Source organism: Variovorax sp. 3319 (genome assembly GCF_031456585.1).
In the GTDB taxonomy this organism is placed as follows: domain Bacteria; phylum Pseudomonadota; class Gammaproteobacteria; order Burkholderiales; family Burkholderiaceae_C; genus Variovorax; species Variovorax paradoxus_P.
Map to the genome: position 1 here is coordinate 22,700 of NZ_JAVDUZ010000006.1, position 19,517 is coordinate 42,216.

The window sequence follows — 19,517 nt, forward strand, 5'->3', positions numbered from 1 at the left end:
CGTCGAATCAGGGCGTCAGCACGCCGAGCTTGAACGGATCGGCGTCCGAAAGGCGCTCGCACTTGGTGAAGTCACGGCCCTGGGTGCCGTCGCAATAGAAGGCGTTGTAGATGCGGCCGAAGAGCGTCGGGCTCGCCGTAAAAAGCACCCCATGGTCGGGTTGCCAGTTGTCCTTGACAGGCCCGGCAGTGAGCTCCGCAGTGCTGGCTGCGTCAGGCGAGGTCACGGCAGAGGTGGTGCTGGAGGGCGAGAATTCGGCAAGCGTCTTGTGGACCTCGCCGCCCCGCCAGCGCATTGCCAGTTCTGATGCCGAGGGCCTGGCGGCCACGGGCAGCAGTACGCCGTTCACCTGGAAGCCGGCGCCAAAGCGATGCGTCTTGCCGGCAAGAAAAGCGTAGGCGCAGGCGGCCATGCACTGGCCGCGAACCTCGGTTTCGACGCCGCTCGAGCGGATTGCGTCGGCAAAAGCGCCGGCTGCTTCGGCGGTGCCGCCGAAAGAATCTTCGAACACCACGGTGCGCACCGTGCCTTTGTCGAGGTACTCGGTAAACGTCTTGATGGCCGTGCCGTCGAGCATGCCCGACACCACCAGCCGGCTACCCTTCAAGTCGAGTTCGGCCGCGGAACATGCGAGGCATGCGAAAAAGAGAGCCAAAACCAGAGATGAAGGCAGTTTCACGGCAACCCCAGGCGAGCAGCGTTCTTGCTTGACGCGCGACGCCGGAATGGGCTCGCGCCATCACAGCTTGATTAGCGGACGGGTATGCAGTCAACCGTTTTTTCAGATTATTTCCGATTGGCGTGTAGGCCATAAGCCATAGCTATCGTTACCACTACAGATGAGTGCTTGTGTTTTCAAAACACTGCTAAAGTGTTTGCAAATCAAAGTATGTATGGGGGCACTATGGCAATACTTGTTCGTATTCTGCTGTGGCTGGCCTGGGTCGCCAGCGTAGGCTGGTTGTGGCACGCCGAGACGCTCGGCACAGCCACCTCGCTTGCGCTTGGCGCCTTGAGCCTTGTGGTGTTCGCATGGCCCGGAAGCATTGCGCGGCGACGCAGCAGCGAGCTGCGCTACGTCGACATGGGCAAGGAGCCGGCGGGCCTGCACCACTGACCACAGAGCCTGGCCTCGCTGCGAGGCCGGCTCAAATGCTGTGCGGGTCTACGTCGACCAGCCAGCGGATCACGCCCTTGCCTTCAGGCGTGCGACGCAGCGCGTGAAGCAGTGGCTGCCAGGCTGCGAGCAGGCGCTGCAGCGCGGCGCGCGACGGGCTTTCGATCAGCATCTGCGCCCGCTCCACATTGGCCACGCGCTGAATGGCAAGCGGCACTGCGGGGTAGCGCAGCACACGGTCGGCGCCTTCGAGTGCGTCGGCCGCCGCATTTGCCGCATTCAGAAACGCCTGGGCCGCCTCTTGCGTGCGCGCGTCGGCGCGCAGCAATGCCTGGAACGCAAAAGGCGGCATGCCGGCCGCGGCGCGCTCTTCGAGTTGCTGCCGCGCGAAGGCCGCGTAATCGTGCCTTCGCAGCGCGGCGAAGAGCGGATGCTGCGAATGATGCGTCTGGATCCACATCTCGGCCGTGGCGCCTTGCGCCGCCAGGTACGCGGCGTCGCGGCCTGCGCGTCCTGCCGATTGCATCAGCAGGCTGAAAAGCCGCTCGGGTGCGCGAAAGTCGCTGGAGAACAGCGCGCCGTCGGGGTTTACGGCCGCCACCAGCGTGATGCGCCGGAAGTCATGCCCCTTGGCGATCATCTGCGTGCCGACCAGCACATCGACCTCGCCCGAATGCACGGAGGCGAGCTGCGATTCGAGCGCGCCCTGCTTCTTGGTGCTGTCTGCGTCGATGCGGGCAATGCGCACCGCGTTGCCGTCGGGCCTTTTTACGCTGGCGAACAGTTCGGCCAGGTGCTCTTCGAGCCGCTCCGTGCCCCGGCCGACGGGCGCAATGTCGGGGTTGCCGCAGGCGGGGCAGGCGCGCGGCACGCGCTCGGTAAAGCCGCAGTGGTGGCAGCGCAGCGTACGGTCGATCTTGTGGAACACGCGAAAGGCGCTGCAGTGCGGGCACTCGCTCTTCCAGCCGCAATCGGCGCACGCCAGCACCGGTGCGTAGCCGCGGCGGTTCAGGAACACCATGCTCTGTTCGCCGCGCGCAATGCGCTGGCCGATGGCGTCGAGCAGCGCGGCCGAGAGCACGGTCTTGGGCGGCTGCAGGTTCATGTCGACCAGCCGCACTGCCGGCAGCTCGCCGGCGCCGATGCGCGAGGGCATGGCAAGCCGCACGTAGCGGCCGCCCGGGTCTTTGCCCTCGGCTGGGCGGCTTTGGTGCCAGCTTTCGAGCGAGGGCGTGGCCGAGCCGAGGATGACTTTTGCGCTCTCGCGCTGGCCGCGCCAAACGGCGAGGTCGCGCGCCGAATACCGGGCGCCTTCCTGCTGCTTGTAGCTGGGGTCGTGTTCTTCGTCGACCACGATGAGCTTCAGCCCCGGCATCGAGGAGAACACCGCCATGCGCGTGCCCAGCACGATGCGCGCGGCGCCGCTGTGCGCCGCAAGCCAGCTTGCGAGCCGCTGCGGATTGGTCATGCCGCTGTGCAGCGACACCACGGCGTCGTCGCCGAAGCGCGCCTTGAAGCGGGCTTCGAGCTGCGGCGTGAGGTTGATCTCGGGCACCATCACCAACGCCTGCGCGCCGGCATCGTGTGCGAGCAGGTCGGCCACGCAGCGCAGGTACACCTCGGTCTTGCCGCTGCCGGTGCTGCCGACCAGCAGGAAGGTGCCCGTTTCGGCCTCGATGCGTGCAAGGGCGGCGGTTTGCTCCGGGCTGAGCGCGATCAGGTTGGCGGCTTCGGCCGTTTCGGCGACCGGTCCCGTCGTGGTCTTGCGCTTGAGGCGGCGGGCCAGTTGCGTGCCGGTCAGGTCGCGCAGCTGCGGCGGCAAGGCTGCGAGTGCGATTTCACCGATCGAGCGCTGGTAATAGCGTGCGGCAAAGGCCACCAGGTCTCGCCACGCGTCGCCCAGGGGGGCGAGCGCATCGAGCGCGGCGCCCACTGGCTTGAGCGCCATGTCCGGCTCGGCGCCGTCCAGCGAAGCGGGGTCGTTCCAGACCACGCCCAGCACTTCGCGCCGACCCAGCGGCACCCGCACCAGCGTTCCGGGCACAAGCGGCACCGCGCTGGCGTAGCTCAGCAGGTCGCCAAGCGCGGCATGCGCGGGGGTTTGCACGGCGATGTCGAGCCGCCAGGCCATCGCGGCGGGCGTGCTCGCCGGCGTTGCCGCCGTTTCCGGGTCTGGGCTGCTGGCGGTGGAAATGGGCGTCCCTGTTGGCAATGTTTGTTAATGCGACTTTGAGCAAAATCACTTAAGTCGTTGATTTTTCAGTGCTTTGAAGCTCATCCAGAGATTCTGTGGATAACTTTGTTGACAACAGGGCTCGACACGCTGGGGAGCCTTGAAAATCAAGCGTCTGACTGGATTGCCCTTAAAAAATGCAAAGTTCAAATCCTATATAAATCAACCACTTACGAGCGCTACTTGTTTAGGAGCAAAGAGGGCCTCGCCTCAGATAATCTTGCGCAGTGCAGCACGTGTTTTGTGCATAAGTCGCCCCTCCTACACCGTTTTTGCGCTTGACAAACGCCGGCAAACTGCTTTTCAGAGAAAACCAGTTCACCGTCACGGGCAGCCCGGCGTGTAACAGTTTCAACTACGCGAGGCGCGCAACGAGCGGGACTGCGCATGCACCGCCTGCACCAGTGCCGCCACGTGGTCGGGCGGCGTAAATTGGCTGATGCCGTGGCCCAGGTTGAAGATGTGGGTCGGCCCTTTGTCAGCCCCGGCGTGCGGCTTGCCGAATGCCTGCAGCACTTTGGCCACCTCGGCCTCGATCTGCGCTGCGGGCGCGAATAGCACGTTGGGGTCGATGTTGCCTTGCAGGGCCTTCGCCTTGCCATCGCTGCCTTCGCCGACCAGTCGGCGCGCGGCGGCGAGGTTCACGGTCCAGTCGACGCCGAGCACTTCGCAATCGAGTTCGCGCATGGTTTCGAGCCACAGGCCGCCGCCCTTTGTAAACACGATGCGCGGCACGGCCTGGCCGTCGGGGCCGGTGCGCTTCAGGCCAGCCAGCACGCGAGCGGTGTAGGCAAGGCTGAATTCCTGGAAGGCGCCGTCGGCAAGAACGCCGCCCCAGCTGTCGAAGATCATCACGGCTTGGGCGCCGGCGTCGATCTGCGCATTGAGGTAGGCGGCGACCGCGTCGGCGTTGACCGCGAGCACGCGGTGCATGAGGTCGGGGCGGCTGTAGAGCATGCTCTTTACGAGCCGGTAGTCGCTGGAGCCCGCGCCTTCGACCATGTAGCAGGCGAGCGTCCACGGGCTGCCCGAAAAACCGATGAGGGGCACGCGGCCGTTGAGCGCCTTGCGGATGGATGCCACGGCATCGAACACATAGCGCAGCTTGGCCATGTCGGGCACTTCGAGCGCCGCAACGGCCGCTTCGTCGCGCACGGGGCGCGCAAAGCGGGGGCCTTCGCCGGCTTCGAACGACAGGCCCAGGCCCATGGCGTCGGGCACGGTGAGGATGTCGGAGAAAAGAATGGCGGCATCGAGCGGGTAGCGCTCAAGCGGCTGCAGGGTGACTTCGGTGGCGTAATCTGTGTTGGTCGCCAGCCCCATGAAGCTGCCGGCCTTGGCGCGGGTGGCCACGTACTCGGGCAGGTAGCGTCCGGCCTGGCGCATGAGCCAGACGGGGGTGTGGTCTGTGGCCTGGCGCCAGCAGGCCCGCAGGAAAGTGTCGTTTTGCAATGGGGCGAAAGGCATGTCCCGATTGTCGCAGGGGGACTGGGTTTCTTTTCTGGGCGCTGTTGTTTGGGGCGCCGCTGTTCAGGGAGGGTGCCCAGGCCACCGGGTACTCCCCTCCGCGAATGTCCCCCGGCCTTCGGCCTCCTCCTTTATTTCGCTGCGCGGAGCACCCGATGCCCTGTGCCCTTGGGCAAGCTGCTCCTGGGTCAAAAATCAGACTACCGGCACCCGCACCGAATCCGCAGGATTCACCTGGCGCCGGTACAGCAACAACGTGGCCACCAACCCGCAAATGGCTGCGGCAGTCATCCACAAACCTGGCGCGCCCTTGTCGCCGGTCATCTCGATCAGGCCGGTTGCAATGGCCGGTGTGAAGCCGCCGAACAGCGCCGTGGCCAGGCTGTAGGCCAGTGAGAAACCGGCGGTGCGCACGTTGACTGGCATCACCTCGGTGAGCGCCACTACCATCGCGCCGTTGTAGCTCGCGTAGAGGAAAGACAGCCACAGCTCCACTTCGAGCATGCGCGCAAAGCTGGGCGCGCCCACCAGCCACTTGAGCGACGGGTATGCCGTGAGGATGGTCAGTGCCGTGAACAAGACCAGAAGCGGCTTGCGGCCGACGCGGTCGGAAAGCGCGCCCATGATCGGCAGCCAGATGAAGTTGGAAATGGCCACGCACAGCGTCACGATGAGCGCATCGGTCGTGCTCAGGTGCAGCACCGACTTGCCGAAGGTGGGCGTGTAGACCGTGATCAGGTAGAACGACACGGTCGTCATCGACACCAGCATCATTCCTGCGACCACCAGGCCCCAGTTAGCCATCATCGACTGGAAGATTTCGCGCGCATCGGGGCGGTGCTTGCGCGCCATGAACTCCTCGGTTTCTTGCAGCGAGCGGCGAATCATGAACAGCACCGGCACGATCAGGCAACCGACGAAGAACGGAATGCGCCAGTAGAAGTCGCCGATTTCCTGCGAAGTGAAGGTCACGTTCAGCCAGTAGCCGAGCGCCGCCGCCACGATGATTGCCACCTGCTGGCTCGCGGATTGCCAGCTTACGTAAAAGCCCTTGCGCCCCGGCGTGGCCATTTCGGACAGGTAGACCGAGACACCGCCCAGTTCCACGCCGGCCGAGAAGCCCTGCAGCAGCCGTCCGACCAGCACCAGCAGCGGCGCGGCAAAGCCGATGGTGGCGTAGGCCGGCACGCAGGCGATGAGCAGCGTGCCCAGCGCCATCAGCGCGAGCGTAACGATCAGGCCCTTGCGGCGGCCCACGCGGTCGACATACGCGCCCAGAAAAATCGCGCCCAGCGGCCGCATCAGGAAGCCCGCGCCGAAGGTCATGAAGGTCAGCATCAGCGAGGCGAACTCGTCGCCCGCCGGGAAGAAGGCCTTCGAGATCTGCGTGGCGTAGAAGCCGAACAGGAAGAAGTCGAACATCTCCATGAAATTGCCGCCCGTCACGCGCAGGACGGTGGCGAATTTCGAGGAAGAGGAAGAAGGGGAAGACGAGGAGGGCGACGAAGCCGCAACTGGAGCGGCATTGTCTGAAGAAGCACGGGCGGCCGGACCCGGTTGCGCGGCGGTGTGCGCAGTGTTCATTTCGTTGTCCCCTTGGGCGAAGTAGTTCGTCCGAGGGTAGGCCGGGGTTCCCGACCGCCGCCTGACCACCGCGGTCAGGTACCTGTCATTGCCGGTTCTTGCTTCAGGTCTTGTATTTGACCGAGCAGCCGTACGGCCGCGTGGAGGCTGCTGAAACCGGCTTGCCGCCGAAGGCTTCACCGAGCGCCTGGTTCACGTAGTTGGTCGCGCTCTTGATGTCGTCGGGCCGGGCCGAGGCAATGCTGTCGATGCCGCCCGCGTAGACCAGCATGCCCTTGGGGTCGATGATGAAGATGTGCGGCGTGGTGCGCGCGCCGTAGGCCTGGCCGATGACACCGTCTTCGTCCATCAGCACCGCGGTGGGCGAGGCCTTTTGCGACTTCATCCATGCGTCGAGTGCGGCGGGCTGCAGGTAGTCGCTGGCTGCGCGCTCGGTGGAGTTGACCGACAGCCACACCACGCCCTGGGCCGTGGCGGATTTTTGCGTGGCGGGCATGTTGCCGCTGTTGTAGTGCTTGCGCACGAACGGGCAGCCCGGGTTGGTCCACTCGAGCACCACGAACTTGCCGGCAAAGTCGGAGAGCTTGTGCTTGGCGCCGCTGGTGTCCACGGCAACGAAGTCGGGCGCCTGCTGGCCCACGGCGGGCGCTGCAAAGGCGTTGTTGCCCATCAGGAAGCTGGCGCCGAGCGCCACGGCTGCCGCCACGACGGCGCGTCGCGAGGCACGGGAGAGGGCGGCGCGGGCGTGGCGCGCGGCACGGATGGAACGCGAGTCGGACGATGGCGAAAGTGACATGGCCAGCTTGAACTCCAGAATAAAAAAACAAACAACGGCGACAGCTTAGGCCGCTTTTCTAAAGTGCATGTGACAACCCATGTCACGCTGGTGGTCAAAGCGCCGACAGCGCCGCGCGAACCTCGTCCTTGCCCAGAATCTCGGTCAGGACGATCGGCGCCTTGCCGGGCGCCTGCAGCACATAGAGCGGCACGCCGCTGCGTCCGAGCGAAGTCAGCGCGGCGGTAATGGCAGGGTCGCGGCGCGTCCAGTCGGCGCGCAGCATCGCGACCTTCTTGCTGTCGAAATCGGCCAGCACCTCGGCGTCTGCAAGGGTGGCCTTCTTGTTGTATTGGCAGGTCACGCACCATGCGGCCGTAAAGTCGATGAACACCGGCTGCCCCGCACCCGTGAGCTCGGCCACGCGCTCGGCAGACCAGGGCTGCCAGCGCTGCCCCGCGCTCGATGCCAGCCTGGCCGGCTCTACCGTTTGCAGCACGTTGCGACCAATGGCCGCGGTGAGCACCGCAGTAAAGGCGACCAGCACCGTGGCAATGACCAGCCGCGTGCGGCCGCGCAGCGTCAGCGCCCAGACGATGGCGGCCATGCACACCAGCAGCGCGAGCAGCGTGCCTGCGCCGTCGATGCCGCTTTGCTGCCCCAGCACCCAGACCAGCCAGGCCACCGTCGCGAACATCGGAAACGCCAGCAGCCGGCGCAGTGTGTTCATCCAGGGGCCGGGCTTGGGCAGCAGCCGGGCAATGGCCGGAACGAAGCCCGCCACCAGGTAGGGCAGCGCCAGGCCCAGGCCCAGCGCCGCGAACAGCAGCAGGGCCTGCGCGGCGGGGAGGCCGATGGCAAAGCCGAGCGAAACGCCCATGAACGGCGCGGTGCACGGCGAAGCGATGACCACGGCCAGCACGCCCGAGAGAAAGTCGTTGGCAATCGGGTGCTTGGCCTGGGCGGAACACACCGACACCGGTGCCGCGCGGCCGAATTCGAAAAGCCCCACCAGGTTGAGACCGATGAGCGTGAACAGCGCCGCCAGGGCGGCCACCACGGCAGGCGATTGCAGCTGAAAGCCCCAGCCGAGTTGGGCCCCTGCCGCACGCAGGGCGAGCATCGCGCCGCCCAGCGCGAGAAACGAGAGCATCACCCCCCCCGTGTAGGCCAACCCCGCCGCGCGCTGCGCGCTGCGGTTGCCCGCCTGGCGCGCGAAGCCCAGCACCTTGATGGCCAGGATCGGGAACACGCAGGGCATGAGGTTGAGCAGCAGGCCGCCGAGCACGGCGCCAAGCAGCGCGACGATGAAAGCGCCCGCGGGCTGGGGCGGCAGGTCCGTGGGCGGGGCCGAGGCAGCCGCGTTTGCAACGTTTGCGGCGTTGGCCGCGAGCGCGGCTTGCAGCGCGGGCGAAACCTCGGCGCGCGGCGCGGCGGTCGGCCAGGTGCCGCTCACCGGCGCCTCGGTACGCCAGGCCACCGGCTGGCCCGGCTGCCGGTCGGCCTCTGCCAGGGCGACCACCAGCGGCAATGCCGTAGGGCTGGCGCTGCGCTGGTCTGCCAGCGGCAGCGTGGCGGTCCAGGTACTGCCTTGCCAGCTTTGCGTCCAGTCCTTGCCCGACACGGCCGCGGTGCGGATCACTTCGGGTGTTTCGGGAAAGAAGCCGAGGGTCTTGCCCTGAACCGCTGCGGGCAGGCCTTCGAGCCGCACCTGCAGGTTGTTGCCGCTGACTTCAACGACGCCGGGCTTTTCGAGCGGCTGCGGCTGTGCGGCCTGGGCGGCATCGAAGTCTGCCTTGTGCAGCGCGGTCGAGCCCTGCAGCGGCAGGGCCAGTGTGAACTCGCCTTCTTCGGGAATGCATTCCTTGCGGCACACCAGCCAGGTGGCCTTGAGCCGTATGTCCAGCCCCGAAGCGCCCGTGCCCAGCGCCAGCGGAGGCTTGAAATTGCTCGACACCTCGAGCGGCACCGGCAGCAGCACCGTGTTCTCGTAGCCGTAGTTGGCGAGGTTGCCGATGGGGATCTTCTTCGGCACGGGCCATGCAATCTCGCCGGCGGCCACGCCCGGCGGGAGCGTCCAGTTCAGCTCCGTCGGCAAGCCGGAATCGCCGGCGTTCTTCCAGTAGGTGTGCCACTCGGGCTGGTGGGTGATCTGCAGACCGACCCAGACCGGGGCGCCGGGCGCAACGCCGTTGGGCGCATGCGCGACCAGTTCGGCGCGCACGTGGGGGGTGGTGACGACAGCACCTGGCTTGGATGCCAATTGCGCGGCAGCCGGCATGCAGGCTGCGGCGGTTGCTACCAGAAACGTAGCTAAATGAATGCGGGAGAGGATCATGCCGATCAGTCGGAGCAGGCGGGCGGTGCGAAGTTCCGGGCGTTTCGGGGGCTCAAGCAGCCCAGCCCAGCACCACGCGGCGGCTGTTGGCGCTCTTTTTCTCGATCTTGGTGACCATCACCGCGCCAATCTCGGCAGTATTTGCAACATGTGTGCCGCCGCAGGGCTGAAAGTCGATCTGTGCCTCGCCTTCGCCGCCGATGCGAATGGTGCGCACCGTACCCGTGCCGCGCGGCGGCTGCACGCTCATGCTTTTCACCAGCGCCGGGTTGGCGTCGAGCTCTTCGTCGGTAATGGCGCCCACGGTCAGCGGATGGGCCGCTTCCACCAGCCGGGCGAGGCCGGCGGTCAGCGCTTCCTTGTCGAGCGGGTCGGTCATGTGGAAGTCGATGCGCGCGTAGTCGGGCGTGATCGAGCAGCCGTTCACCGGCACGGGCACCAGGTGGCACAGCAGATGGCTCGCCGTGTGAAAGCGCATCAGCCGGTGGCGGCGCTCCCAGTCGAGGCGTGCCGTTACGGTGTCGCCCGGCTTCAGCGTGGCCAGCAATTCGGCCTGCTCGGGGGCGGGCACGTGAACGAATTCGCTCGTCGGCTGGCCGTCTTCATTCTTGGCCTTTCGGGTGTCGGCAATGACCACCTCGCGTCCGTCCGCCAGCGCCAGCACGCCCGTGTCGCCGGCCTGCCCGCCGCCAAGCGGATAGAACACGGTGCGGTCCAGCACGATGCCGGAGTCGTCGATGCGCAGGATGCGGGCTTCGCAGGCGCGCAGGTACGCGTCGGCGCGGAACAGGTCGTCGGTCATGCGGCGATGGTAGCGGCGATGCGTGAATGAGGTGCGCTCACGCCAAAAAGCGCCCATGACCGACAGTCCATGCGGGCGCCGTCCGCATGATTTGCGAGATGCGGCCCGCTTGCCGCGACAACCAAGGAGAGCGAATGAAGGTTCCTCGCATCAACGTTTCCTCGCTGGCCTCCGTTGCCACCGTCACCGCCGCGGTAGCCGCCGCGCTGGCGCTGGCCGGGTGCGGCGAAGCCGCAAAGATCGCGCCCGAAGCAACGACCGGGCCTCGCCCGCAGCTGGCCGAGCCCAACAAGACGCTGGTTCCCACCGTGAACGTGGCCACCGCGGTCGGCTGGGCCGACGCCGCCGCTCCCAAGCCCGCCGGGGGCTTGCGCGTGCAGGCGCTGGCGCGTGGGCTCGACCATCCGCGCTGGGTGTACACCCTGCCCAATGGCGACGTGCTGGTGGCCGAGAGCAACAAGCCGCCCAAGCCCGAAGGCAGCACCGACGGCGGCAGCGGCCCGGTGGCCAAGGTCCGCAAATGGGTCATGGAGAAGGTCATGAGCCGCGCCGGTGCCGGCGTGCCGAGCCCCAACCGCATCACGCTGCTGCGCGATGCTGACGGCGACGGCACGGCCGAAGTGAAGCAGGTGTTCCTGTCGAACCTGAGTTCGCCGTTCGGCATGGCGCTGGTGGGCAACGAGCTTTTCATCGCCAATGCGGATGCGCTCGTCAAGGTGCCCTACACCGAGGGCCAGACCTCGGCCAGCGCCGCGCCCACGGTGGTAACGCCGCTGCCCGCGGGCATCAACCACCACTGGACCAAGAACGTGATTGCAAATGCCGAGGGCACCAAGCTCTACGTCACAGTCGGCTCCAACAGCAATATCGGCGAGAACGGGCTCGCGGCCGAAGAAGGGCGCGCCGCCATCTGGGAAGTGGACGTGAAAAGCGGCGAGAAGCGCCTGTTTGCGAGCGGCCTGCGCAACCCCAACGGCCTGGCCTGGCACCCCGAAACCAAAGCGCTCTGGACCGTGGTCAACGAGCGCGACGAGATCGGCAGCGACCTGGTGCCCGACTACCTGACCTCGGTAAAGGACGGCGCCTTTTACGGCTGGCCCTGGAGCTACTACGGCGGCCACGTGGATGCGCGCGTGACGCCGCCGAACCCCGAAATGGTCGCCAAGTCAGTGGCACCCGACTACGCGCTGGGCTCGCATGTGGCGCCGCTCGGCCTGGTCTTTTCGGACGGGCGGGGAATGCCGCCCCAGTTTGCAAGCGGCGCCTTCATCGGCGAGCACGGTTCATGGAACCGCAAGCCGAAGTCGGGCTACAAGGTGGTGTTCGTGCCCTTCACCGGCGGCAAGCCGAGCGGGCCTCCGGTCGATGTACTTACCGGGTTTCTTTCTGCCGACGAGAAGGCGCAAGGCCGGCCTGTGGGCGTGGCGCTCGACAAGAGCGGCGCGCTGCTGGTGGCCGACGACGTGGGCAACGTGGTCTGGCGCGTGTCGGCTGCGAAGTAGCTAGCCGCGGGTGCCGTTCGTGCTCACCGTGGTTGCGAAGCGCGGCCGATTCGGTAGAGCCGATGCCGTCGCAGCGGGTGTCCCTCGGGCACCGCAGGGTGGTCGAATGCGCCGGCCGCGTCTTCCTGCATGCCGATCCGTTCCATCACGGCCGCCGAACGAAGGTTGCCGACGGCGGTGAACGCCACGATCTCGTCGAAACCGAGCCTTTCGAAACCGACTTGAAGTGCGCCGCTCGCAGCCTCGCTCGCCAGACCCTGGCCCCACCACTTTCTGGCGAAGCGCCACCCGATTTCCACGCAGGGTGAAAAGGGCAGGGTGGCCAGGGGCACGTTCAGGCCCGTGAAGCCTGCAAATTCACCAGAGTCCTTGTGCTCGACCGCCCAGAAGCCCCAGCCGTTCTCGTCGATGCGAGCCTTCAGGCGCCCGGCCAGCGCATCGCTCGCGGCACGTGTGGGTAGCGGCAGAAGAAACGCCATGACTTCCGGGTCGGCTGCGAGCGCAGCAAAGGGCGCGAGATCGCTCTCGCGCCACTGCCGCAACCGAAGGCGCGGGGTTTCGAACTCGATCAGGGGCTGGGTGATTTTGTCGGCCATACGGCCGATTTTGCGCAAAAGCCGAAAGGGCTCAGAAGCCCGCGAGCACCACCTTGCCCTGCGCGGTGCCGCTTTCGATCAGCGCATGCGCCTTGCGGAGATTGGCCGCATTGATGGTGCCAAAACTTGCATTCGCCGTGGTGCGAATGCGGCCCTCGTCGACCAGCGCAGCCACTTCGGCCAGCAGCGCGCCCTGCTCGGCGATGTCCGGCGTTTCGAAGCGCGAGCGTGCAAACATCATTTCCCAGTGCAGCGAGATGCACTTGGTCTTGAGCGGCATCGCGTCGAGCGTCGGCAGGTCGTCGATCACCGCCAGTTGGCCCTGGGGCTTGAGGCTTTCGATGATCTGCGTGTAGTGCTGGCCCGTCTGCGTGAGGCTTGCGACCATGTCGACCTCGCCGATACCCGCTGCCTTGAGCTCGGCCGCGAGCGGCTTCGAATGGTCGATGACCGCATGCGCGCCCAGCGTCAGGCACCAGGCCCGCGTTTCGGCGCGCGAAGCGGTGGCTACCACGCGCAGCTGCGTGAGCTGGCGCGCCAGCTGAATGAGGATGGAGCCCACGCCGCCGGCACCGCCGGTAATCAGCAAGGTCTGTCCCGCGCCGCCGCCTTTCGGCACCTTGAGGCGGTCGAACAGCAACTCGTACGCGGTGATGGTGGTCAGCGGCAACGCGGCAGCCTGCGCGTCGTCGAGGCTCTTGGGTGCGAGGGCTGCAATGCGCTCGTCGACCGCGTGCATTTCCGAATTGGCACCGGGCCGGATGATCGAACCGGCGTAGTACACGCGGTCGCCGACCTTGAAGTTCTGCACGCCGGCGCCGACCGCCTCGACCGTGCCCGCGGCGTCCCAGCCCAGCACTTTGGCTTGGCCGGCTTCGGGCGCCATGTTCTTGCGCACCTTGGTGTCGACCGGATTGACCGAGACGGCCTTGACGCGCACCAGCAGGTCGCGCGGGCCGACCGCAGGCGCGGGCAATTCGATGTCCTGCAACGACTCGGGGTTGTCGATGGGGAGGGACTGGTAGTAACCGATGGCTTTCATGTCGAAGGACCTTTCTTGAACGATGGCTCGACTGTAGGATGGCAAATGAAAATTGATAAGACCGGCGTTCGAAGCAACACCTTCAAATGAAAATTGAAAATCTGTCAGACCTGCAAGTGCTGGTGCAGACTGCGCGCGGCGGCACGTTGACGGCGGCGGCCCATGCACTGGGCATGACTCCCGCCGCCGCCAGCGCAACGCTCAAGCGGCTGGAAACGCAGCTCGGCGCGCGGCTGTTCGAACGGTCGACCCGCGCCATGCGCCTGACGTCGCAGGGCCAGACGCTGCTCGACTACGCCGTTCGCGCCTTCGAGCTGCTGGACGAAGGCGAATCGCTGGTCACGGCCGATCGAGGCGAACTGGTCGGCACCTTGCGCGTGGCCGCCCCGTCGGACCTCACGCGCAGCACGCTGCTGCCCTGGTTCGACGAGTTCCTGGCGCTGCACCCGGGCGTGCAGTTGTCGCTTTCGGTCGGCGACCGGTTGCTCGACGTGACCCGCGACGAGGTCGACCTGGCACTGCGCTACGGTGCGCTGGCCGATTCACGCCTGGTGGCACGGCCCTTTGCGCTGACCAACCCACTGCTCACCGCATCGCCCGGCTACCTGCGGCGCCATGCTGCGCCCAAGACCCCGCAAGACCTGGTGCACCACAACTGCCTCACGTTCGATCGCGGCGGGCGCCGCCACCGCACCTGGCGTTTTGCGCAGAACGGGCAATGGACCGAGGTGCGCGTAAAGGGCGACCGCAGCGTGGACGACGCATCGCTCGCGCGCGAGTGGGCCGTTGCGGGGCGGGGCATCGTGTTGAAGTCGGCACTCGACGTGCGCGATGACCTGCGCAAGGGCACGCTGGTGCGCCTGCTGCCCCAGTGGGACACCGAGCCCTATCCCCTGCACGCTCTGCTGCCGAGCGGGCGCTTCGTGCCGGCCCGTGTGCGGGCGCTGGTGGATTTTCTTGCCGCCAAGTTCGACGCGCTGGCGCCGCTGCCCTAGATCATCGGCGTGACGGCGCCGTCCATCGCCACGATGGCGCCGGTGATGTAGCTCGCCCTAGGCGATGCGAGAAACACCACGGCGTTGGCAATTTCTTCAGGCGCCGCAATGCGCCCGAGCGGCAGCCTTGCCTTGGCGCGCTGCAGCGCTTCGTCGCTGCCGATTCCTTGCAGCTTTGCATCCGCCTTCAGCCCTTCCTGCAGCCGCTCGGTGAGCGTGAGGCCGGGGTTCACCGCGTTCACCCGCACGCCCTTGGCCGCATAGGCCGAAGCCATGCCGGCACTCACCAGCATGAGCGCCGCATTGGCCGCGCCGCCGGCCATATGGACGGGGCTTGCCACCTTGCCGCCCTGGCCGATCACATTGACGATCGCGCCTTGGCCGCGCTGGCCCATTCGCTTGACCACCGGATCGATCATGTGGATGTAGGTGAAGTACTTGGCGTCCATGGCGTCGTGCCAAGCGGCCGCGTTCAACTCGTCGGGTGGCGTGCGGCGCGCGGCGCCCGCGGAGTTGACCAGCACGTCGACGGGCCCGAAGGCCTGTTCCGCGGCGTCGAGTGCGGCCACGGCCCCGGCCGGATCCTTGAGGTCGGCGGCATGCACCGACACACGGCCTTCGGCTTCTGCAAACGCCTCGACGAGCGTCTTGCGTCCTTGCTCCAGGTTCTTCAGGTCGCGCGAGACCAGGCTCACGCGAGCACCTTCGCGCAAGAAGCCGAGCGCGCAGGCCAGGCCAATGCCCTTGCTGCCGCCCGTGATGAGAACGTGCCGGTCCTGGAGCTGGAGATCCATGTGAGAGTCCTTGACGTGAGTCGTTGAAAAAGAGGCCGCGCGGCGCGGGGTCGCGTGGATTGAATCACCGCTCTAAGATCGGCGGATGAACGCTCCCTCGGTATCCCTGCCCCGCTACTGGTCTCAACTGACGACGCGCGACTTTGCTGCGCTCGATGTGGCAGCCACCGTGGCGGTGCTGCCGCTTGGAGCGACCGAACAGCACGGGCCGCACCTGCCGCTGGGTGTGGACACCGTGTTGGCCGAAGGCATCGTTGCCGCGGCGCTCCCGCTGCTGCCCGCCAACCTGCCGGTGCTGTTCTTGCCCACGCAGCAGATCGGCCTGAGCCCCGAGCACGCGCGCTTTGCGGGCACGCTCACGCTCTCGGCCGAAACAGTGATTCGCATGTGGAAAGAAATTGGCGCCGGCGTGGCGCGGGCCGGCGTGAAGAAGCTGGTGCTCTTCAACGCGCACGGCGGGCACGTGGGCGCAATGGACATCGTGGCGCGCGAACTGCGCGCGGAGCACGGGCTCATCGTGTACAGCGTGAGCTGGTTCAATCTTCCGCTGGGCAACGCGGGCGCGCAGTTCGACGCCGGCGAGCATCGCTTTGGCGTGCATGCGGGCGACATCGAAACATCGATGATGCTGGCGCTTGCGCCAGAGCGTGTGCGCATGGGCGAAGCGAAGAACTTTCGCTCCACCTCCGAGCAGCGCGCGGCGGACTACGCGATTCTCGGCAACGGCAAGAGCGCAAAGCTGGGCTGGGCGATGGAGGACTACAACCCGCAAGGCGCGGCGGGCAATGCGGCCGCGGCAACTGCTGCGCGTGGGCAGGCTGTTGTCGATGCTGCTGCGGAACAGCTGGCGTTGTTGTTGGCTGAGGTGTCTCGGCTGCCGTTGGATACGGCTAATACTGGGCCGTTGCCTTAGTCGTCATTGGTTCGGTTGGTTGGCTGCCTTGTTCAGGGGGGCGCACCCGCCGACGGGGTACCTTGCTCCGCGAATGTCCCCCGGCCCGCCTCTAGGTCCGCACGCCACTGCGTCCCAGCACCCCTGCGAACATCTCCGAGTCGACATTGCCGCCGCTCACGCAAATGCCGACCGTCTTGCCACGCCAGCGCTCCTGCTGTTGCAACGCCCCCGCGAGCGCCGCAGCGCCCGCGCCTTCGGCGACGTTGTGCGTGTCGCTGAAGAGAATGCGCATGGCCTCGGCAACCTCGTCGTCGGTGACGGTAATGACGTCATCGGCCTCGCGCAGGATCACCTCCACCGACTCGGGCACCGGCGTGCGGCAGGCCATGCCGTCGGCCAGCCGCGTGCTGACGGGAGACTCGACAGGCCGCCCCTCGCGAAAGGAATCGCGATAAGCCGTGGCATGCGCCGACACCACGCCAATGAGCCTGGTCGACACGCCGCAATGCGCCCGCGCCGCGGCCGCCGCGGCAAAGCCCGAGCCGAGGCCGATCGGCACGAAGAGCACATCGGGCGGGTTGCTTTTCAGTGCGCTGAAGAATTCGACATACGCGGTCGACACGCCGCGCACCAGCTCTCGGTGAAACGATGGAACCCGATGCATGCCGTCGCGCTCGGCGAGCATGGCGGCATGCTCCGCGGCGGCCTGAAAGTCTTCGCCATGCTCGACCAGCTGCACGCCCAGCGCGCGCATTGCGGCGTTCTTCTCGAGCGAGTTGCCGTGCGGCACCACGATGGTGGCCGCGAGCCCGTGGCGCCGCGCCGCAAAGCCCACCGACTGGCCGTGGTTCCCGCGCGTGGCGCTGATGGCATGGCGCACCTCGGGCCGCTCGCGCGCCAGGGTCTCGAAATAGGTGAGCCCGCCGCGAATCTTGAAGGCGCCGGCCGGCGTGTGGTTTTCATGCTTGGCCCATACCGTGGCACCCAGGCGTTGCGTCAGCAGCGGCCATGCGTACTGCGGGGTGGGCGGCATGGCGGCGCCCACGGTGCGCTGGGCGGATTCGATTTCTTCGCGGGTGAATCTCACGACAGGCCTTTTTTTCTTGTGCTTACTTGCGTTCCGTGAGCGCGACGCGAACCGCCAGCGCCGCCAGAACGCTGCCCATGATGTAGCGCTGCGCGCGCAGCCAGCCCGCGCTTTGCGACAGCACGGCCGTGATGCTCGCCGCACCCAGGATCATGACGGTGTTGACCGCCGCGCTGCTGGCGATTTGTGCGGCGCCCAGTTGCATGCTTTGCAGCAGCACCGAGCCGCGCTCTGGGTGGATGAACTGCGGAAAGAACGACAGATAAAACATCGCGACCTTGGGGTTCAGCAGGTTGGTGAGAAAACCCATGCGGAACAACTTGCCGGGCCGGTCGGCCGGCAGTGCGCGTGCCTCGAACGGCGCATTGCCGCCGGGCTTGACCGCCTGCCATGCAAGCCACAGCAGATAGGCGGCGCCGGCCAGGCGAATGGCGTCGAACGCGAGCGGCACGGCCAAAAGCAGCGCGGTGAGCCCGAGCGCGGCGGCAAACAGGTGCACCAGAAAAGCCATGAGCACCCCGCCGAGCGAAATGAGCCCGGCGCGGCGGCCCTGGATGAGCGTGCGCGACACGCAATAAATCATGTTCGGCCCTGGCGTGAGCGCGAGCAGGATGGAGGCGAGCGCAAACCAGGCGATTTCGGTCAAGGTCAGCATGTCGGTCAGAGTCCTTCGGATCGAAGAGTGACGGGGCCGCGCGGCGTGTCGAGCACGGCCACGAGGTTGGGTGCGCCGGGCTGCACGGCCATGCCGGCCATGCCAATGGTGGAAAGCGCCGCGGCCAGGTCGGCCGCACGCGGGTGCGTGGCGTGCAGCGATTGCAACGCGAGGCCCGAAGCGGGCATGGCATCGGTGGGATGCACGGCGCCCCACTGGATCAACGTGGGCAGCGCGCCATAGAAGAGCCGCTGGCCGTCGTCGCGCACCGTAATCTGCCATTCGAGCCGGCCGGCAGGCGTGTCGCGCGAGGCCTCCAGCAGATGGCCGCGATCGATGTGCGCATGCTCTTCGTGCGCCAGCGCCTGCAGGGTCGCGTTTGCATTGGGCACGCGCGCAACGAAGTGAATCAGCCGCGGCCCACGCCTCACGAGGCCTGCCTGCAGCACGGCATCGTCCAGGTCGAACCAACGGCGCGTGCCGGGACGCGATGGACGCTTGCCCGGTTCGATGGCGATGATTTCCAGATACGCCTGGGGAAACGCGTCGCTCGCTATGTTGAGCAGCCGGTTGTGCGTGCCCATCAGCGGATGCGCGCCGCCGGGGCCGGGCGTCACGCCCAGGGTGGCTTCGCACCACGCCACGCCTTCGGCCAGCGAAGCGGCGGCGATCACCAGGTGGTCGAGTTGCGCGGACATGGTGTCTTGCTCCTACAGCGTGACCTGGCCGTCGATGCAGGTCACGGCGTCGCCGCCGACCCACACCCTGCCGTCGCTGTCGCGCTCGATGTATACGCGCCCCGCACGGCCGAGGCACTGGCCCTGCGCGGCCACGTAGCGTGCAGGCATATGGCCGTCGGCAATCAGCCATTCGGCAAGGCCGGCGTTGAGGCTGCCCGTAACCGGGTCTTCTTCGACGCCGATGGGCGCGGCGAAGGCGCGCACCTCCAGGTCGATCTTCTGGCCGTCGTTCTCTGCGGCCGCGGCCTTGCCGCCGAAGGCGCGCGCCTCGCGGTTCGACCGGCCGATGAGCATCGATGAGCCCTCGGCCGCAGGCACGCCGGCCACCCCGGCCTTGACGCCGAGCTCCTTCAGCATGCGGTGGTCGGGCACGAGGCGCAGCACGGTGTCTGCATCGCTGAGCAGCAGGCCGAACCACATGGGGCCGTTGTCCAGCACCTGGGCCGCAACAATCTGCTGCGCCTTCAGGCCCAGTGCGCCCGCCACCTTGGCCAGCAGCGTGGGGCTGGGCGCGCTGCGCTTGAGCGGCGGGGCCGAGAAAGCCAGGCGTTCGCCTTCCAGCCGCAGCGGCACCAGGCCTGCTGCGCATTGCTGCACCACACGGCCCGCGGCCTTGGGCTTGCCACCGGCCTGCAGCCAGGCATGGCAGCTGCCGATGGTCGGGTGGCCCGCGAACGGCAGCTCGCCGCCCGGCGTGAAGATGCGCACGCGGTAGTCGGCCGTGGGCTCGGTCGGCGGCAGCAGGAAGGTGGTTTCAGAAAGGTTGGTCCACTGCGCAAAGCGCTGCATGGCGGCGTCGTCGAGACCGGAACCGTCGAGCACCACGGCGAGCGGATTGCCGAGGTAGGGCGTTGCGGTGAAGACGTCGACTTGTTTGAACGGGCGGGGTTTCATG

At 66.9% G+C, this 19,517-nt stretch carries 18 protein-coding genes; 4 read left to right on the forward strand and 14 right to left on the reverse strand.

Features of this window, described 5'->3' with window-relative positions:
• Positions 1–7: 7 nt before the first annotated feature.
• Positions 8–577: a hypothetical protein gene (locus J2X67_RS13455; RefSeq protein WP_409050502.1), complete on the reverse strand. Its 570-nt coding sequence runs from the start codon at positions 575–577 to the stop codon at positions 8–10.
• A gap of 327 nt (positions 578–904) precedes the next feature.
• On the opposite strand from J2X67_RS13455, the gene J2X67_RS13460 reads away from it, so the two are divergent.
• Positions 905–1,117 carry a hypothetical protein gene (locus J2X67_RS13460; RefSeq protein WP_309953719.1) on the forward strand — a complete coding sequence of 71 codons (213 nt, stop codon included), beginning with the start codon at positions 905–907 and terminating at the stop codon, positions 1,115–1,117.
• Between the two features lie 31 nt (positions 1,118–1,148).
• Here the strand turns inward: J2X67_RS13460 and priA are convergent, their stop codons facing one another.
• The 6 genes from priA to J2X67_RS13490 all read right to left on the reverse strand — a co-directional run bounded on the left by priA (position 1,149) and on the right by J2X67_RS13490 (position 10,316).
• Positions 1,149–3,248, reverse strand: a complete 2,100-nt coding sequence (priA, locus tag J2X67_RS13465) for a primosomal protein N' (protein ID WP_309953721.1) — start codon at positions 3,246–3,248, stop codon at positions 1,149–1,151.
• A gap of 453 nt (positions 3,249–3,701) precedes the next feature.
• Positions 3,702–4,817: a uroporphyrinogen decarboxylase gene (hemE, locus tag J2X67_RS13470; RefSeq protein ID WP_309953723.1), complete on the reverse strand. Its 1,116-nt coding sequence runs from the start codon at positions 4,815–4,817 to the stop codon at positions 3,702–3,704.
• 195 nt (positions 4,818–5,012) lie between these two features.
• Positions 5,013–6,401 carry an MFS transporter gene (locus tag J2X67_RS13475; protein ID WP_309953725.1) on the reverse strand — a complete coding sequence of 463 codons (1,389 nt, stop codon included), beginning with the start codon at positions 6,399–6,401 and terminating at the stop codon, positions 5,013–5,015.
• Positions 6,402–6,504: 103 nt separating this feature from the next.
• Positions 6,505–7,197, reverse strand: a complete 693-nt coding sequence (locus J2X67_RS13480; protein WP_309953727.1) for a redoxin domain-containing protein — start codon at positions 7,195–7,197, stop codon at positions 6,505–6,507.
• A gap of 94 nt (positions 7,198–7,291) precedes the next feature.
• A complete protein-coding gene (locus J2X67_RS13485; protein WP_309953728.1) occupies positions 7,292–9,514 on the reverse strand; it encodes a thioredoxin family protein in 2,223 nt (740 codons plus the stop codon).
• Between the two features lie 52 nt (positions 9,515–9,566).
• The gene (locus tag J2X67_RS13490) at positions 9,567–10,316 is read right to left on the reverse strand and encodes an alanyl-tRNA editing protein (RefSeq protein ID WP_309953729.1); all 750 of its coding nucleotides are present in this window, start codon (positions 10,314–10,316) and stop codon (positions 9,567–9,569) included.
• Between the two features lie 134 nt (positions 10,317–10,450).
• Here J2X67_RS13490 and J2X67_RS13495 point away from each other — a divergent pair, with 134 nt between their 5' ends.
• A complete protein-coding gene (locus J2X67_RS13495; protein WP_309953730.1) occupies positions 10,451–11,818 on the forward strand; it encodes a sorbosone dehydrogenase family protein in 1,368 nt (455 codons plus the stop codon).
• Positions 11,819–11,841: 23 nt separating this feature from the next.
• On the opposite strand, the gene J2X67_RS13500 is transcribed toward J2X67_RS13495, so the two are convergent.
• Together J2X67_RS13500 and J2X67_RS13505 are read right to left on the reverse strand one after the other, a co-directional pair.
• Positions 11,842–12,414 carry a GNAT family N-acetyltransferase gene (locus tag J2X67_RS13500; protein WP_309953731.1) on the reverse strand — a complete coding sequence of 191 codons (573 nt, stop codon included), beginning with the start codon at positions 12,412–12,414 and terminating at the stop codon, positions 11,842–11,844.
• Between the two features lie 31 nt (positions 12,415–12,445).
• Complete coding sequence (locus J2X67_RS13505) at positions 12,446–13,456, reverse strand: zinc-binding alcohol dehydrogenase family protein (RefSeq protein ID WP_309953732.1); 1,011 nt, start codon at positions 13,454–13,456, stop codon at positions 12,446–12,448.
• Positions 13,457–13,542: 86 nt separating this feature from the next.
• On the opposite strand from J2X67_RS13505, the gene J2X67_RS13510 reads away from it, so the two are divergent.
• Positions 13,543–14,451: a LysR family transcriptional regulator gene (locus tag J2X67_RS13510; RefSeq protein WP_309953733.1), complete on the forward strand. Its 909-nt coding sequence runs from the start codon at positions 13,543–13,545 to the stop codon at positions 14,449–14,451.
• Here J2X67_RS13510 and J2X67_RS13515 read toward each other — a convergent pair.
• Positions 14,448–15,245, reverse strand: a complete 798-nt coding sequence (locus tag J2X67_RS13515; RefSeq protein ID WP_309953734.1) for an SDR family oxidoreductase — start codon at positions 15,243–15,245, stop codon at positions 14,448–14,450. The two genes, J2X67_RS13510 and J2X67_RS13515, sit on opposite strands and share 4 nt — an antisense overlap.
• Positions 15,246–15,330: 85 nt before the next feature.
• On the opposite strand from J2X67_RS13515, the gene J2X67_RS13520 reads away from it, so the two are divergent.
• Positions 15,331–16,158 carry a creatininase family protein gene (locus J2X67_RS13520; RefSeq protein ID WP_309953735.1) on the forward strand — a complete coding sequence of 276 codons (828 nt, stop codon included), beginning with the start codon at positions 15,331–15,333 and terminating at the stop codon, positions 16,156–16,158.
• 91 nt (positions 16,159–16,249) lie between these two features.
• Here J2X67_RS13520 and J2X67_RS13525 read toward each other — a convergent pair whose 3' ends face one another.
• From J2X67_RS13525 to J2X67_RS13540, 4 genes are read right to left on the reverse strand one after another with little or no spacing between them, the layout of a single operon-like run.
• Complete coding sequence (locus J2X67_RS13525; RefSeq protein WP_309953737.1) at positions 16,250–17,227, reverse strand: threonine dehydratase; 978 nt, start codon at positions 17,225–17,227, stop codon at positions 16,250–16,252.
• A gap of 22 nt (positions 17,228–17,249) precedes the next feature.
• Positions 17,250–17,882 (reverse strand): LysE family translocator, encoded by a 633-nt coding sequence (locus tag J2X67_RS13530; protein ID WP_309953739.1) that lies wholly within the window; start codon positions 17,880–17,882, stop codon positions 17,250–17,252.
• Between the two features lie 5 nt (positions 17,883–17,887).
• A complete protein-coding gene (locus J2X67_RS13535) occupies positions 17,888–18,580 on the reverse strand; it encodes a VOC family protein (RefSeq protein ID WP_309953740.1) in 693 nt (230 codons plus the stop codon).
• Positions 18,581–18,592: 12 nt separating this feature from the next.
• Positions 18,593–19,516, reverse strand: a complete 924-nt coding sequence (locus tag J2X67_RS13540; RefSeq protein ID WP_309953741.1) for a PhzF family phenazine biosynthesis protein — start codon at positions 19,514–19,516, stop codon at positions 18,593–18,595.
• Position 19,517: the final 1 nt, after the last annotated feature.

What these genes read in the sequence shown, in the direction of transcription:
- J2X67_RS13455 (WP_409050502.1), bottom strand. Translation starts at nt 577, where the DNA reads ATGCTCGACGGCACGGCCATCAAGACGTTTACCGAGTACCTCGACAAA.
- J2X67_RS13460 (WP_309953719.1), top strand. Translation starts at nt 905, where the DNA reads ATGGCAATACTTGTTCGTATTCTGCTGTGGCTGGCCTGGGTCGCCAGC.
- priA (WP_309953721.1), bottom strand. Translation starts at nt 3,248, where the DNA reads ATGGCCTGGCGGCTCGACATCGCCGTGCAAACCCCCGCGCATGCCGCG.
- hemE (WP_309953723.1), bottom strand. Translation starts at nt 4,817, where the DNA reads ATGCCTTTCGCCCCATTGCAAAACGACACTTTCCTGCGGGCCTGCTGG.
- J2X67_RS13475 (WP_309953725.1), bottom strand. Translation starts at nt 6,401, where the DNA reads ATGAACACTGCGCACACCGCCGCGCAACCGGGTCCGGCCGCCCGTGCT.
- J2X67_RS13480 (WP_309953727.1), bottom strand. Translation starts at nt 7,197, where the DNA reads ATGTCACTTTCGCCATCGTCCGACTCGCGTTCCATCCGTGCCGCGCGC.
- J2X67_RS13485 (WP_309953728.1), bottom strand. Translation starts at nt 9,514, where the DNA reads ATGATCCTCTCCCGCATTCATTTAGCTACGTTTCTGGTAGCAACCGCC.
- J2X67_RS13490 (WP_309953729.1), bottom strand. Translation starts at nt 10,316, where the DNA reads ATGACCGACGACCTGTTCCGCGCCGACGCGTACCTGCGCGCCTGCGAA.
- J2X67_RS13495 (WP_309953730.1), top strand. Translation starts at nt 10,451, where the DNA reads ATGAAGGTTCCTCGCATCAACGTTTCCTCGCTGGCCTCCGTTGCCACC.
- J2X67_RS13500 (WP_309953731.1), bottom strand. Translation starts at nt 12,414, where the DNA reads ATGGCCGACAAAATCACCCAGCCCCTGATCGAGTTCGAAACCCCGCGC.
- J2X67_RS13505 (WP_309953732.1), bottom strand. Translation starts at nt 13,456, where the DNA reads ATGAAAGCCATCGGTTACTACCAGTCCCTCCCCATCGACAACCCCGAG.
- J2X67_RS13510 (WP_309953733.1), top strand. Translation starts at nt 13,543, where the DNA reads ATGAAAATTGAAAATCTGTCAGACCTGCAAGTGCTGGTGCAGACTGCG.
- J2X67_RS13515 (WP_309953734.1), bottom strand. Translation starts at nt 15,245, where the DNA reads ATGGATCTCCAGCTCCAGGACCGGCACGTTCTCATCACGGGCGGCAGC.
- J2X67_RS13520 (WP_309953735.1), top strand. Translation starts at nt 15,331, where the DNA reads ATGAACGCTCCCTCGGTATCCCTGCCCCGCTACTGGTCTCAACTGACG.
- J2X67_RS13530 (WP_309953739.1), bottom strand. Translation starts at nt 17,882, where the DNA reads ATGCTGACCTTGACCGAAATCGCCTGGTTTGCGCTCGCCTCCATCCTG.
- J2X67_RS13535 (WP_309953740.1), bottom strand. Translation starts at nt 18,580, where the DNA reads ATGTCCGCGCAACTCGACCACCTGGTGATCGCCGCCGCTTCGCTGGCC.
- J2X67_RS13540 (WP_309953741.1), bottom strand. Translation starts at nt 19,516, where the DNA reads ATGAAACCCCGCCCGTTCAAACAAGTCGACGTCTTCACCGCAACGCCC.